This window comes from Acinetobacter sp. CIP 64.2 (assembly GCF_000369645.1).
Lineage (GTDB): Bacteria > Pseudomonadota > Gammaproteobacteria > Pseudomonadales > Moraxellaceae > Acinetobacter.
This window is the reverse complement of sequence record NZ_KB850122.1, coordinates 993,363-1,008,562: the sequence shown is the minus strand read 5'-3', so window position 1 is coordinate 1,008,562 and position 15,200 is coordinate 993,363. Positions and strand designations below refer to the sequence as shown.

At 39.9% G+C, this 15,200-nt stretch carries 13 protein-coding genes and 1 pseudogene; 6 read left to right on the top strand and 8 right to left on the bottom strand.

Annotated features, from left to right (window positions below; translation table 11 throughout):
* Positions 1-63 precede the first annotated feature (63 nt).
* The 4 genes and pseudogenes from fis to F895_RS06420 all read right to left on the bottom strand — a co-directional run.
* Entirely contained in the window at positions 64-333 is a 270-nt protein-coding gene (fis, locus tag F895_RS06405) for a DNA-binding transcriptional regulator Fis (protein WP_001086304.1), read from the bottom strand.
* Positions 334-707: 374 nt separating this feature from the next.
* Positions 708-1,568: a DUF3426 domain-containing protein gene (locus F895_RS06410; RefSeq protein WP_005242426.1), complete on the bottom strand. Its 861-nt coding sequence runs from the start codon at positions 1,566-1,568 to the stop codon at positions 708-710.
* A gap of 14 nt (positions 1,569-1,582) precedes the next feature.
* On the bottom strand, positions 1,583-2,488 hold the full coding sequence (prmA, locus tag F895_RS06415; protein ID WP_005242424.1) for a 50S ribosomal protein L11 methyltransferase: 906 nt from the start codon (positions 2,486-2,488) through the stop codon (positions 1,583-1,585).
* A gap of 231 nt (positions 2,489-2,719) precedes the next feature.
* Positions 2,720-3,016, bottom strand: a pseudogene (locus tag F895_RS06420) (hypothetical protein); the annotation flags it as partial.
* 251 nt (positions 3,017-3,267) lie between these two features.
* Between F895_RS06420 and mnmG the strand changes: the two are divergent.
* The 3 genes from mnmG (at position 3,268) to F895_RS06435 (ending at position 6,107) form a co-directional block, all read left to right on the top strand.
* On the top strand, positions 3,268-5,148 hold the full coding sequence (gene mnmG, locus F895_RS06425) for a tRNA uridine-5-carboxymethylaminomethyl(34) synthesis enzyme MnmG (RefSeq protein WP_005242420.1): 1,881 nt from the start codon (positions 3,268-3,270) through the stop codon (positions 5,146-5,148).
* 110 nt (positions 5,149-5,258) lie between these two features.
* The gene (locus F895_RS06430) at positions 5,259-5,591 is read left to right on the top strand and encodes a DMT family transporter (RefSeq protein ID WP_005242417.1); all 333 of its coding nucleotides are present in this window, start codon (positions 5,259-5,261) and stop codon (positions 5,589-5,591) included.
* 174 nt (positions 5,592-5,765) lie between these two features.
* Positions 5,766-6,107 carry a DUF5713 family protein gene (locus tag F895_RS06435; protein WP_005242415.1) on the top strand — a complete coding sequence of 114 codons (342 nt, stop codon included), beginning with the start codon at positions 5,766-5,768 and terminating at the stop codon, positions 6,105-6,107.
* 67 nt (positions 6,108-6,174) lie between these two features.
* On the opposite strand, the gene F895_RS06440 is transcribed toward F895_RS06435, so the two are convergent.
* The 4 genes from F895_RS06440 to F895_RS06455 form a co-directional block, all read right to left on the bottom strand.
* Positions 6,175-6,798 carry a sterol desaturase family protein gene (locus tag F895_RS06440; protein WP_005242412.1) on the bottom strand — a complete coding sequence of 208 codons (624 nt, stop codon included), beginning with the start codon at positions 6,796-6,798 and terminating at the stop codon, positions 6,175-6,177.
* Positions 6,799-6,894: 96 nt separating this feature from the next.
* Entirely contained in the window at positions 6,895-7,896 is a 1,002-nt protein-coding gene (locus tag F895_RS06445) for an AraC family transcriptional regulator (protein WP_005242410.1), read from the bottom strand.
* Between the two features lie 168 nt (positions 7,897-8,064).
* Positions 8,065-8,292, bottom strand: coding sequence for a DUF6500 family protein (locus F895_RS06450; RefSeq protein WP_005242407.1), 228 nt, complete (start codon positions 8,290-8,292; stop codon positions 8,065-8,067).
* Between the two features lie 155 nt (positions 8,293-8,447).
* Positions 8,448-10,520, bottom strand: a complete 2,073-nt coding sequence (locus F895_RS06455; RefSeq protein WP_005242405.1) for a TonB-dependent receptor plug domain-containing protein — start codon at positions 10,518-10,520, stop codon at positions 8,448-8,450.
* Between the two features lie 283 nt (positions 10,521-10,803).
* On the opposite strand from F895_RS06455, the gene F895_RS06460 reads away from it, so the two are divergent.
* The 3 genes from F895_RS06460 to F895_RS06470 all read left to right on the top strand — a co-directional run bounded on the left by F895_RS06460 (position 10,804) and on the right by F895_RS06470 (position 15,151).
* Positions 10,804-13,005, top strand: a complete 2,202-nt coding sequence (locus F895_RS06460; RefSeq protein ID WP_005242403.1) for a TonB-dependent receptor — start codon at positions 10,804-10,806, stop codon at positions 13,003-13,005.
* Between the two features lie 314 nt (positions 13,006-13,319).
* Positions 13,320-13,505 carry a hypothetical protein gene (locus F895_RS06465; RefSeq protein WP_005242401.1) on the top strand — a complete coding sequence of 62 codons (186 nt, stop codon included), beginning with the start codon at positions 13,320-13,322 and terminating at the stop codon, positions 13,503-13,505.
* Positions 13,506-13,831: 326 nt separating this feature from the next.
* Positions 13,832-15,151, top strand: a complete 1,320-nt coding sequence (locus F895_RS06470) for an NCS2 family permease (RefSeq protein WP_005242399.1) — start codon at positions 13,832-13,834, stop codon at positions 15,149-15,151.
* The last annotated feature ends 49 nt before the right edge of the window (positions 15,152-15,200 follow it).

The following is a 15,200-nucleotide window of genomic DNA, read 5'->3' as shown; positions in this document are numbered from 1 at the left end:
AAGTCTACAGATTGAAAATAAAAGGCAAAAAAAATGCCCACGAGAACGTGAGCATTTTATCAATTATTCACTCATTAAACCGTGAGCTTTTAACTTTTTGCGTAAAGTTCCACGGTTAAGGCCTAAAATCTCAGCGGCACGTGTTTGATTACCGCGAGTATATTCTAAGACCACAGATAAAAGAGGTTTCTCCATTTCTGCTAAAACCATGTCATAAACTTGAGATGGTTGCTCACCTTGCAATTGTGCAAAATAATGACGAACTGCGCGATCTACATGGATGCGAAGAGCGACATCAGATTGAGCCGTAAAAATAGGAGATTTGCTATTCATGCGTTTTAATCCGAAAAATCAAAATATCACTTGGGTAAAGTGATATAAATGTGGTCTAAATTACTGAGTCCTGTTTTAGATCCTAAAACAGTGACTCTAAAACAATGGGACTATTAGCTTGCCACAAATCCTCGAATTGTGTAAAAAATAAGCGTAACAATAGTTAAATATTTGTTACCGCCTACTTTTAAAAACAAAAAAACCAACAATGCGCTTATGGGATAGAAGCACAGTTCGTTTAACGATTTTATTGTCTGTAAATTACGAGGTGTAAGTAGGTCAAAGCATTCGTGGCGCGTATCATACCACTGTCAGCGAAAAAGTGAGCAAATTAACTGCACTTTTTTTTGTTTTTTTGTCACTTTTTTGATCTTTTAGGGCTGTACAAATTCTAAACTATAGTCATTGAAGCTATTTTTGCTTTTGGGAACCGTAAATTCGAAGCGAAATGGGCTATTTGATGGAATACGTTGAATGGTTTTTAAACTGTCTACCAAATAGTCTTGCGGTTTTAAGACGACATTAAAAACAGCATCATCATTCTGTTTGAGCATCACCTTTATAGCAGGCAGCATGACACTGTTCTCGTGATGATTTAAAAGTACACCTGAAAAAACTGTACTATCTTTTTCTGCACGCTTTAATTTTACTTTTTCAAAGCTGAGATACTTATATTGGTCATTGGTGGTTTTACACGAGAAAATGCCGCAAGCATAGTTAAAGATTTGATTGAGCGCAGGGCTCTCATGCATCAGTTTTGGGTTGAACCATAAAATCTGAAAAGCAAACACCAAAATCAAGGCAATATTACCAATGCCCCAAAGCGTGTAATACATCCAGCCATGTTGTTTGTCGTTATTTTCATGATCAATCAGCAAGCTATCTTCTGATAGATTTAGATTGGGTAATGCGGTGACAGGTTCTGTATTGAAGTAATTCAGGTTGTTGAGATAGGTCAGTAAATCAATGTTTGAGTTTTCAATTTTCTGATCAAAGATGCTCAAAATCTGCATTTGTTTTTCTGCAAACGAGCTGTCAGGTTGAATTGAAGAAAAAAGAGAGCGATTGACAGGTGTCGGTATCGCTTCATTATCTGTTTCTAATAAGTTGGTTAATGCGTTAAAGTTGATAACGCATTTTGGACAACAAACCATGCCCTGTGCAACACTGAGTTGTGAAAGGGTCACTTTGTACACAGTTGAACATTTAGGGCAGCGGGTTTGTTTTTCACTCATAAGTAACAATGTTCTCAAATTGTTGTTTTACGTTTTCCTGAAATGCGACACCAGTTTTCTTCACGCTTTTCAATCTCTAATATATCAAAAAATTGTGAGTAAACACTAGAAACATCAGCAACTTGCTCTTCGATTACACCAGCAAGTGCGAACTCACCCTCATTTTTCAATAAAGTTGAGAATTCAGGCGCAAGAGCCATCAAAGGTGCCGCCAAGATATTTGCGACAAGGACATCTGCTTGTTGTGGTTTGAATTCTTGATCAAACTCTTCTGGTAATCCTACATAAAGGCGATCGAGTACACCATTCAATTCTGCGTTTTGTTTTGTAGCAAGGACGGCCTGAGGGTCGATATCTGTCGAATATACTTTTTTAGCACCGAGTAACAAGGCAGCGACACCGAGAATTCCTGAACCACAACCATAATCAATCACAACTTTATCTTTAACGTCAGTTTTACCCAGCCATTGAAGGCAAAGGAAGGTGCTGGCATGATTTCCTGTACCAAACGCCAGACCAGGGTCAAGCTTGATGTTGGTTGCATCTGCTTCAGGAGGTTCTAGCCATTCTGGTACGATCCAGTATTTTTCACCAATTTGAATTGGTTCATAATAGTCCATCCAGGCGCGTTCCCAGACTTGGTTTTCCAGATATTCATGGCGCATAGGCACATCAGGAAGTTGTACTTTTAAAAAGGCTTCTAAAGTATCAACATCAATTGGATCACTTTCTTCTTGTTGGTAAATACCTGTAACGATGACCTTATTCCAAAGTGGGGTTTCACCTGGTAATGGCTCAAGCAAGGCTTGGTCTTCTGCATCATCTAAAGTAACACTGACAGCACCTAGTGATAGGAGTAATGTTTCGGTCAGTTCAACTTGATTTTGATCAACAGTAATATGAATTTGTAGCCAGTTCACAGGAAAACCTAAATAAATGTATTTGTGGGTATTGTAATGGATTCGGGTCGATTAAAGGGATTATAAAATAGACAGATTACAATTTTAAGATGAAATATTGTGGACACATGCACGCTATTATATTGTTTTTTATATTTTATGGAAAAGAAAAAGAAGGTCTTCACGACCTTCTTTTATAGTTCGTATCAAGAAAATATATCGTTGTGTGGCCAAATAAGGTAGGACTTACTGACTAACGGGACGAGGTGCCGATTGTGTTTCTGAGATACGGCTTTGTGTGTCTACTGCGGCATTTGAAGCAGGCATTGGTGGCTGGAATACTAATTTACCTGCTGCATTGGGCTCGCATGACCCATTGAAAACAACGCCTTTATATGCAAATGACACAGGTGTACCTTGTTTTTTACCTTTACAAACCTGTTCATATTTTTTTGCCTGCTGGTCTTGGGTTGCCTTAGTCCCTGCATGTGCAGCTACGCTAAAACAAAGACTACAAATAAGAGATGACAATAAAAGCTTGGTGTTCATATCATTTTCCTAAAGTATTTGTTATTCACTATTAGGATAAAAAATTGACCAAATAAAACAGTGGTGTTCCAGTTAATAGTGATGAATGGCTGTGTGGAGTCTAAGAGAAAAATGCAACATAAGGTTTCTTTTTGTATATTTTGTAGTCAGAACAGTCGCTTGTAATCAATAACAATCTTGACTGTTTTTTCCAAATTAATTGAAAACTCCTGTATAATGCTCTGTCATTTTTTGAATACACATTTACCACTATGCACTATCCTAAAGTTTACGACGTTATCGTAATTGGCGGCGGACACGCAGGTACGGAAGCAGCGCTTGCTGCGGCACGTATGGGAAGACAAACATTATTGTTAACGCATAATATTGAAACTTTGGGGCAGATGAGCTGTAACCCAGCGATTGGTGGTATTGGTAAATCACATCTTGTCCGTGAAATCGATGCACTTGGCGGTGCTATGGCACTTGCAGCGGATAAAGGCGGTATTCAATTCCGTATTCTAAATTCCCGTAAAGGGGCGGCTGTGCGTGCAACACGTGCCCAAGCCGACCGTGTTCGTTATAAAGCTGCGATTCGCGATACGCTAGAAAATCAGGCCAATCTGGACATCTTCCAACAAGCCGCCGATGACCTCATTGTTGAAGGCGATACCGTTAAGGGTGTTGTGACGCAAATGGGGATTCGTTTCGACACTAAAACAGTGGTGTTGACGACAGGTACGTTCTTGGGTGGAGTGATCCATGTTGGTTTACAAAACTCTAGTGGTGGCCGTGCAGGCGATCCACCATCGATTGCTTTGGCGCACCGTTTGCGCGAGCTTAAACTTCCTGTTGGGCGCTTAAAGACCGGGACACCACCACGTATTGATGCTCGTACTGTCGACTTTTCGGTGATGACCCCTCAACCGGGTGATTTCCCATCTCCTGTCATGTCATTTATGGGTGATGCGTCAATGCACCCTGAGCAAGTGAATTGCTATATCACGCATACCAGTGAAAAAACCCATGAAATTATTCGTGGCGGACTTGATCGTTCACCAATGTATACTGGTGTGATCGAAGGTGTAGGGCCACGCTATTGCCCATCGATTGAAGATAAGATTCATCGTTTTGCTGATAAAGATTCACATCAAGTGTTCTTGGAACCAGAAGGTTTGGATACGCATGAACTATATCCAAACGGGATTTCGACCTCTTTGCCATTTGACGTACAGTTCAATTTGGTTCGTTCGATCCGTGGTATGGAAAATGCACATATCTTGCGTCCAGGCTATGCAATTGAATATGACTATTTTAATCCACAGGCATTGAAATTCACACTTGAAACCAAGGCGATTCAAAATCTGTACTTTGCTGGTCAAATCAACGGGACTACCGGTTATGAGGAAGCAGGTGCACAAGGTTTGCTTGCGGGCTTAAACGCGGCACGCCGTGCGTGGGAACAAGAAGAATGGACACCAAAACGTGATCAAGCTTATATGGGTGTATTGGTTGATGACCTTATTACTTTAGGGACAAAAGAACCGTACCGTATGTTCACCTCACGTGCGGAATACCGTTTGATGTTGCGTGAAGACAATGCTGATCAGCGTTTAACGTCTATTGGTCGTGAACTGGGTCTGGTTGATGATGAGCGTTGGGCTGCTTATAGCGAAAAAATGGAAGCAGTTGAGCGTGAAACCTCTCGCTTACAACATCTATGGGCTGCACCAAACAATCCAATGGGGAAAAAGTTCATTGAAATGACAGGTGCTGATCTTAGTAAAGAATGTAGTGCGATCGATTTATTAAAACGCCCAAATATCAACTTTGCTCAAATTGCCGAATTAACGGGTTCAGACGTGTCTGAACATGTGGGTGAGCAAATTGAAATTGCAGTGAAATACCAAGGTTATATTAATCGTCAACATGAAGATGTTGCACAATTAAAGCGCCTTGAAGAAACCAAAATTCCAGCTGATTTTGAATATGAGGGTATTTCAGGTTTATCACGTGAAATTACCTTAAAATTGAAAACAGTTCGTCCAGAAACACTGGCGCAGGCAAGCCGTATTCCGGGTGTAACACCAGCAGCTGTACAGTTACTGATGATTACGATGCGTAAAAATAATATGGCAAAGAAGTCAGCTTAATTTTGTTTTAAACTTGTTGACATCAATATTAAAAAACACCCTTTATCATAAGGGTGTTTTTTCTTGTATATATCATTGGGTCGGCTGTATTGATCGTAGGGGATAGGTAAATGAACAATTGGGTTATTTTATTCATTGCTATTACTGCGGAAGTGATTGCAACATCAGCCTTAAAAAGCAGTGAGGGTTTTACCAAACCACTTGCTTCAATTGTTGTCGTGGTGGGCTATATCATCGCATTTTATTGTTTGTCATTAACATTGAAAACCATTCCAGTGGGTGTTGCTTATGCGATCTGGTCTGGGGTGGGTATCGTTTTGATTACTACTGTTGCGTGGTTTGTATTTGATCAAAAACTAGATGTTTGGGGCATTATTGGTATTGTGTTGATTATGAGTGGCGTATTGATCTTAAATTTATTGTCTAAAACGAGTTCGCATTAGACCCTAATTTACATGGAATTTTAATTTTCTTTACTCAATTCCCCTCAGCCAGAATCTTAAATTTTTTTGAACAGGATGAGGCTGAGGCTATTCAATTAGCTTATTTAAAAATTGAGCTTTGATAAAAATATATGTTAATTTTATTAAACAATATTAAGAAAAGGATCAAAATAAATGCAGCTTGGTAATCAGAAAATGGCGAACTATTCTTTTTTAGTAGATATGTATGCCGATTCATATTTTCCTAATGATTTAGTCAAGAAAGGTGAGCGAATCCTAATTTCACTATGTCAGCAGATTGAGCTAACGCAACCTAAGACATTAGCCGAGCTATATAAGCTAACGCATGTGGCCACTGAGCAATTCAATGAATTACAAGAAGAGTTTTGGGAGCAGGAGAGTGAAATAGAAACGGCTGCCAGAGAGGCTATTGGTCATGACTTTGATGTTATTGCTGCTGCCTATGGTTTTGAGAATGCTGATAAAGAGGAAATTATTGCAACTCGAGATTGGTAAAGTTGAATAAAACAAGAGAAAAACCGAGTGATTGAGATACTCGGTTTTTTTCTACTCCGCGAACTATCTACAAGCTAACTTCAATCCCTTGTTTTAAATTTTGTTGATCAAATTGCGTATTGGCATCAATTTGAGCATACGCTTTAGGCAATAAGCGGCGAGCAGCACGGTTCGCCCTTTGCTCTAACCACTTTGGCATGTTGATTGCCAATGGATTGGTTTCTGTCTCTGACGCATCCGTCATCACTCGCGTTCCCATAATATAATCAAACCATGGCTTAGTCACACACCAGTTGGCATTTTGGTTGCTGGTCATATGATGATCGTAGTGCCAAGGGATTCTTTTTTTCGCATACTCTGGATCTAGGTGTGATTTGGCATGCACCTTCCAATAATTCCAGATACCATAGTACAACCCTGCGGTAAAGAATGGTGCAACAGGCAGAAAAATCGTAGATGCAGCAGCTAAACCGATAAGTGCTGATTTTTCATTATACATTTCCGAGTTTTTAAACATCGATTCGGCATAACCTTCATCATAAAAGCGATTTAAACGAGCACGTTTATGGTGAGCAATATGGGTAAAGAATGGACTATTTCTATTTTTGCTTGGAAATTCATGTAACCATACTTTGTGAAAATACCATTCCATACCATTAGCAATAAAAATACCGACTGGAAAACCGATCATGAGAGATTACCTTGTAATACATGGTTCGGATTTTAAGACGGTTTGAAGGAATTATTTTGACCCATCTGGCAGCTTTTATCAGCCTGTTAAATCAATTCAAACTTGTTTGCGTTGACGATACGCCGTAGGTGTTTCACCAGTCCAGCGTTTAAATGCTCTGGAAAATGCTGATGGTTCAGAAAAGCCAGTGAGATAAACAATCTGGTCGATGCTTTCTTCGGTTTGAGAAAGTAATCGTCGTGCCAGACGTTCCCGATAATGCGCGATGACTTTTTCATAGCTGGTATTTAACAGTTGTAAATCAGCCCTTAAACTACGCCCACTGCGTCCTAAATACTCAGCAATGATGTTCTGATCAAATTCACCAGATTCTAGTAAACCACTGGCCAAGATTTTTTCGATTTCGTTTATAAGCTGGTGTTTGTTTAGTAACTCAAGCTGTGCGGCAGCATGGTGTTCATGTACTTTTAACAGTTCAGGTTCATGTGCAGCAGAGGGGGTTGCTAATTGACTCTGATCAAAGCAAATGTAGCCATTACTTTGGCCGAGCCTGACTGGACATCCCCATACTTTTTGATATTCCTCTTGATGCGCACCATCAGGGTAAGGTAGACCAATTTCAGTGGGTGTAAAAGTTCCTTCGCTGATGTATTTAAAAAAATTGAGTAAAATCCCAATCGCACATTCCAAGTAATGCCGTACAGGGTGATTGAGACCTGAGATCGTCGCTGTTGTTTCGCTAATGAGGTCGAGTTGGAAGGACATCGCGTCGGTAAGTAAGGCTTGATAACGGATGGTACGTTTTAAACCTTCACCAAACGTGGGGCTGCTCAAAAAAAGATATTCAATCACTTGTCCGCGAAATGGTGGAATATTCGCACCAATATGTAAGCCAATATCAGAGTCTTGACTGATCTGTTGCGCTGCTTGCCAAAAACGCTGTTGGGTGGCGTTGTCCCGTCGAACAAATTTATCAGGGGGCTGATCAGGTAAATGAACACGAGCAAAAATAGCGGCGGCATCCAGATCCATTTTTTGCATGGTTTGATAGACCATCCATAAAAAGATACCTGCATCACTGGTTTTTCTTGAAGTCATAAAACAGGATAAAGATGTGTTTTGAAATAATATACGCTGTTCTTTTTAATATAGAAATAGAGCGAGTTTAAATTCGAGCAAGGAAGGTACTTATGTGAAGATAAATACTTTGTTAATTATGCTTACTCAGTCATTTCAACAGTGTTATCAAAGTGTCGTGTATGAGCCTTAGAGGCAATCGGATTTAGCTAAAACCAATGTTTTAATCTTGCTGGCTTTTTCAAAATGGTCCAGTCGATGTTCCATGATCCACCAGTGGGCAGCTTCCATCAGACGTTCAGGATCATCATTTTTATTGGCGAAAAATGCATAAAAAGAAAGCCCGACGTTTTCGCCTTTTTTTGCTATTTTTTCATCGCAGACTTCGATGATTTTGGCTTTTAATTCAGCTCTCATATTGCTCTAGATTCTGAAGGATAAATTTGGCAGAAGAGCGTAACATTTTTAATACAAGTGATTGTTATCATTTGGTTTAAGCGTTCCGCTGGAATTAAAAAAGCCAGTGTGGATCAGCTGGCTTTAAGTATTTGAATCATTTTAAGAGAGTTGGCTTAAAACTTTTTCTCTAAGGTCAACTGGAAGGACGGAATACTCTCATTGATTCGCGCTTGATAGAGGCTACCATCGACTTGGTTGGTTAAGCGCTCTTTATAGTGAGTACTTAATAGGTTATTGAGATTGAGGCTGGCTGCCCAGCCATGAGTAAAACGTTTGGTTGCACTGAGGTCTAAACTGAAACGCTGATTGGTGGTTCTATCATAGGGCTGACCATCCAAAGCTCGCGTAAATTCAGGGGTATAACTGACATTCATACTGGATGATAGTTGCCATGGCTTATAGCTATAGGATAAGCCTGCACTGGTATTATAAGGTGCTACATCGCTGACCAGACGCTCATTATGCTGCCCATCTTCAATTTTGGCGCGAATCGTCGATAGTTGTCCATTAAGCATAAATGAATGCCCAGTTTCGGTTTGTTTTAGCGCATAGCGTCCAGAGAGTTCAACCCCATAAGTCGTGGCCTGATCTTGGTTTTGTGGTCGTTCCACAAAACGTGTACCTTCCAGTGCGATGACTTTCTCGATGTAATCTTTAATTTCACGATGATACGCGGTTAGGCTGATACCACCACTGGCGGAGTCATAGGCAAGGGTTGATTCGGCTGCACGAATTTTTTCTGGTCTTAGATTTGGATTACCACCACGATCAGGATTATTCAGGCTACCTGCATCACTATCGGTTGAGACAGTAACATTCGGGACAAGCCGATCTGTATTGGGGCTTTTAAATGCTTGGCTTAAGTTGGTCTGAATTGACCATTGTTCAGTCAGGTCAAAACGGTATGCCAAAACAGGACTGAGATGCTGATCTTGATAATCGACCAAGCCAGAACGGTTGAGCCATTCTTGACGGGCCCCTAAAGTCAAGGTTTGACGCTCGGTGAAACGCCAACTGCCTTCAGCATAAACAGCATAACGTTGCTCATCTAGGCTTTTACTGACATTGCTGTCCAGTTCATTACTACGGGTATCAAAACCAAATTTGACTTGGCGATCTTTATCTAACTTTCGTACACCATCATAAGCAAACCCATACTGGTTCACGGTTTCATCTGTATAGATAGTGCTGGCTATAGAGCGAGTCCGTTGTGTCTCCGTTTGACGCTCGACAGAGAGTCGAATCTTATCACTCAGGTCTTTATCTTTACGTTCATAACGGGTGTTTAAACGAATACTATCATTCTTGTCATCCTGAGTTTGATTGGCCGAATAGCCATCCATTTTGATATTGCGATAGAACAATTCTGCAATCAGTTTTTGTTGGTCATCCAGATCATATTGCAAACGGGGAGAGAACATTTGCATGGTACGGTTAGTGGTACGAAGTTGCTCACGCGTTCCTGCTGCCGTTTCTGTCTTGGTGACCGAGGTGTTATCCATCCACATTTGATTGGCTGAAACACTGTATGACCACTGGTTTTCACGCCCATCCGCTTGAATGTTAATTTGTTTGCGTTCAGCTTGTTGTTCACCGCTATCACGTAAACCATAGCCTATTTTTACTGTGCCGTTTAAACGGGTATCTAGCGGTTCTTTCAAAATAATATTGATCACGGCAGAGGAGGCGACCGAAGCCTGTGCGACACTCGGCTGTTTGATGACTTCGATTCGTTCGATCATTTCCGGAGTGATGGTATCAATGACAGACATACCGCCACGTGGGCCACCTTGAACAGGTTCGCCGTTGACTAAAAAAGTGGGCGCGCCACCACCACGAAAGCGCATTCCCGAAGCGCCACTGCCACCGCGAGGACCTTGTCCAAAAGCGGAAATCTGAAAGCCAGCAGCGCGTCGTAATGCATCCATAACTGATTGATCCCCATATTGAAGCATTTCTTCACGGGTAATAACCGTTTTAGGTACGGCACTAATGTCATCATCTTTTACTTTTTTAGGCTCTGCTGAAGCTTTGAATGAAAGTGTTGGCAAAACTTGTGTATTTGATTCTGAGGGGGTGGAAGAGGGAGCCTCAGGCTGAGGCTCAGATGCAAAAATTGAAGCACTGATACTCAATAACGCTGTACTCAGCACACTGAGCTTTCCACAATAAACAGAATATTTCATTCTAAAACCCCAAAAAAAGATCAAATTATTTTGGCTGTAGCCTAATGTAAAATTGTGTAGAAAAATGGAATTTATAAGGACTAACTCAAAGATTTAAATAATATTTTTAGAATTTTTCAGAAGACTAAAAAAGCAAGCCTTTATTTTAAATGAATAATAAATGGCCTGTTTAGTCAAAATTTAATGTAAAAAATGATGAAAATGAGAATGATTTTTATTAAAATTGTAATTGTTTTTATTTTTAATCTTTTTTTAATTTTTGTCTGAATTTTTTGAGAATTTTATGCGTTATTTTTATCCAACTTTGATGAGCAAGCCCGCTTTTAAATTTAGCTTGCTTAGCTTGATGCTCCTTCAGGCCCAATATGCTGCTGCAAATGAGGCCACGTCATCAACTGCCGTGATGCCAACCATTAAAATTGAAGCAATGAGTGAGCTGGATCCGATCAAAAGCTATATCGATTATGATCAGGCAAGTGTCACCCGTAATGGCCTCAAGAAAAAAGACATTCCGCAAACCATCGATACGATCGATGTGCAAAAATATAAAATTTATGGGTCTAATGATCTGAGTGTCATGCTACAGGGGACGCCAGGGGTATCAACCAGTTATGACATGCGTGGTGATGGAATTAATCTAAGAGGCTTTAATGCGGATAGTGGCGATATTTATCGTGATGGTATTCGTGAAAGTGGTCAGGTTCGCCGTAGTACTGCAAATATTGAACGTATTGAAATATTAAAAGGCCCTGCATCTGTACTTTATGGCCGTAGTTCAGGTGGTGGGGTCATCAATATGGTCAGTAAGTTCGCCAATTTTGATTCAAAAAGCTCAGTGGGGATTTATGCTGGCTCATATGATAACTATGGAACAACAGTTGATTTAAACCAAGTGCTCACAGATAACGTTGCTGTTCGCTTAACTGGCGAATATGGCGAATCGAATAGCTTCCGTTCGGGTATCGAAAATAAGATTGAGATGCTTTCACCAAGTTTTACCTATAAAAATGATGAAGGTCTAACTTGGACCATGCAGTATACCTACGACAAATTGCATCGCGTGCCAGATCGTGGCCCCTCTTATACGGCACTTCCAAAAGGAACTTCGATTAAAACAGGTTTTGCTCAAGACGGCGACTATGTGAATGATGTTTTACAAGTTGCACGTTCTGACCTGAATTACGAGTTTGCACCCAACTGGAATTTTCATTGGGCACTCAGTTATCGCCAAGCAGAGCAAAACTTTGACCACTTCTATGCGGGTGGTTTATGTAAGACAGACGGTACAGCAATAACAAATGCGGGTACATGCAAAGGCCATGTTGGTGATATTTCGCAAATTTATTATTGGCAGAAAACTGATAATAAAACTACCAGCAATACTTTTGATATTCGTGGCGAATTTGGTACAGGCCGTATTAAGCATAATCTATTGGTCGGTGCAGACTGGACTTATGAACAGCGGGAACCACTTTTAGCCAATAAGAAAGATGGTGCTGCTATTTATGGTTATGTTAATCCGCTAACAGGTGAAAGAAGTAGTTCAAGAGGTTCTGGCAACTTAATCTTAAATACACATAATTATAATCAAGGCGAAGGTTATGGCGTGTTTATTCAAGACCTTATCAGTTTTAATGATTATTTTAAAATGATGTTGGGCGGTCGTTATGACTATTATCAGTCTGAAACCACCAATCGTTTAAAATCAAGTGAAGCTCTGGATTATCATCGTAGTATTGAGGGTGAAAGCTTTAGCCCCAATATCGGTTTTATTTGGCAACCCGTAGAGAGTCAGAGTTTTTATGCATCTTATAGCAAGAGTTTTGCGCCATTTGGTGGGAGAGTAGGAGTAAATGTTGTCTCTGCAAATACAGATGTAGATACATTTGATGCGAAACCACAATACAATGAGCAATATGAGGTGGGTGTAAAAAGTGATTGGCTAAATGATCGTTTAAATACCCAGTTTTCTGTGTTTGACATTCGTAAGAACAATATCCGCTATCAACCAAATCCTGACAATATGCCAAATGAATGGGCTGTGGGTGGTCAGCATCAATCTAAGGGGATTGAATTTAGCTTTATTGGACGTGCTTTAGACAATCTTTTTGTACGTGGTGGTTATAGCTATATGGATACCGAGGTTACTAAAGATCCTAAACAGCAAAATGTTGGGAAAGAATTAAATAACACACCTCGTCATACAGGGAATCTTTTTGTTCGTTATCTTCCAACCGATAAAATTTATGGTGAGGTGGGAGCAACCTATGTTGGGGATGCCAAAATCTATCTAAATGGTAACTTGGATCGACAACCAACCGATTTTGCAGGTTTCAGACGTTTAGATGCTGCAATTGGATATAGCGCTAATCCTTGGAACATTACTTTAGCTGTGAATAACTTGACCAATAAAGAGTATTGGCGTTCAGAATCTATGCCAGGCACGCCACGTAACTTTTTAGTGCGTTTGAACTACCAGTTCTAAGCTAAATAGTTGTTGTGACGTTGAGCACTTTTCTAAGGGAAAGTGCTCTTTTGTTTTTACATACTGAAAATAAACTATTTTTTCTACAAGAAAGATGTGATTTATATCTATCTTATTGAATTATATAAAATGTAATTGCTAAAAAAACTGGAATATTCTAATATTTGATTGAGCGAAAATTAAGCGGAAAAATTATTAAAATAGCTATATAATTGTGATGTAGTTATCATTTGTGATTTTAATATGCGTTTTTGTTCTCGTTTACCTTCTTTTTTGTTAGCATTAAAGAAAACTTTATAATAGAGATAATAATAATGAAGATTAAAATTGCGATTGCTTTGGCCTTTTTTGTGTTCATTTTGGGTTATGTTGCTTATGTGGATGCCCAAGCGAAGAAACGTCAAGAGCTACTAAAAATTGTTCAAGATGCTGAAAACAGCTTGAACACAATACAACATAATCCGCATACGCATTTATCCTCATATCAGCGTAGTCATTAGTTTTGGTACGGTATATGAGACTATTCTTAACTCAATGAACCGAGATTGAGCATGAAATGCGCTTTTTTTGTATTGAGCTACTCAAGTTTTGAATAGAATCTGTTAAAATATTTGCCATTCAATAAAAAGCTGCATCTTGTTATGCGGCTTTTTACGTTTTGATATCGGAATCGGATTTATACATATTCTCTGCGTAGCAAGTGCAAAGCTGGCATATAGATTGCTTCTCGCCTTGCGTACCTTTTTGTGTACATTCAAAAAAGATTGCAAACACAAACGTATAGATTTCACATTCTACGATCTTAGATTTCAACAGGTGCTATGTTATGACAACGCCTAATGCTTCGGCTGGTTTGCTAGAACGCTTATTTAAATTGAGCGATAACAAAACCAACTTTAGAACAGAAGTTCTAGCAGGTGTAACTACATTTCTAACGATGTGTTACATCATCATTGTAAACCCACTCATTCTCTCTGAAACAGGCATGGATCATGGTGCTGTGTTTGTTGCGACCTGTTTGGCTGCAGCAATTGGGTGTTTGGTCATGGGGATTATTGCGAATTATCCAATCGCACTTGCACCTGGTATGGGCTTAAATGCCTATTTTACCTATTCTGTCTGTTTGGGCATGGGCGTGCCTTGGCAAACTGCATTAGCTGCTGTTTTTGTCTCAGGGATTATCTTCCTTGCGATCAGCTTCTTCAAAATTCGTGAAGCAATCGTCAATGCAATTCCAATGTCACTTAAATTTGCCATTGGTGGTGGTATTGGTTTGTTCTTGGCATTGGTTGCCTTGAAAAACTCGGGCATTATCGTGGCAAACCAAGCGACTTTGGTTGGCCTTGGCGATATTAAACAACCAACCGTATTGCTTGCTTTATTTGGTTTCCTGCTCATTGTTATGCTGCATCAGTTTAAAGTACGAGGTGCGATTATCATCAGTATCTTGGCTGTGACAGCAATTGCAACAATGATGGGATTAAATGACTTTAAAGGTGTGGTTGGGGAGATTCCTTCGATTGCACCAACATTCATGCAAATGGATTTTGAAGGTCTATTTACTGCCAGTATGGTCGGCGTGATTTTTGTATTCTTTATTGTCGATTTATTTGATAGTACGGGTACTTTGGTTGGGGTGTCGCACCGTGCAGGATTACTGCAAGATGGTAAGTTACCACGTTTGAAGAAAGCACTTTTTGCTGATTCAACCGCAATTGTTGCTGGCGCAGCATTAGGAACTTCATCAACAACGCCTTATATTGAGTCGGCTTCGGGCGTTGCCGCTGGTGGTCGTACAGGTTTAACGGCTGTGGTGGTTGCTTTCCTGTTTATTGGCTGTTTGTTCTTGGCACCTTTGGCGCAATCTGTACCTGGTTTTGCAACAGCACCTGCATTATTGTTCATTGGCGTGCTAATGATCCAAGGGATTACCAACATTGATTGGGATGATATCACTGAAGCAGTTCCAGCATTTTTAACCATCGTATTTATGCCATTTGCTTATTCAATTGCAGATGGTATTGCAATGGGCTTTATTAGCTATGCTCTAGTGAAATTGTTAACAGGCAAGGCCAAGACAGTACCGTATATGGTTTGGATCATTGCTGCGCTTTGGGTATTTAAATTTGCTGCATTTGGCGGTTAATCCAATCTTTATTATTCTTTAATAATTCTTTGCTTGAATTGCTGTTTAA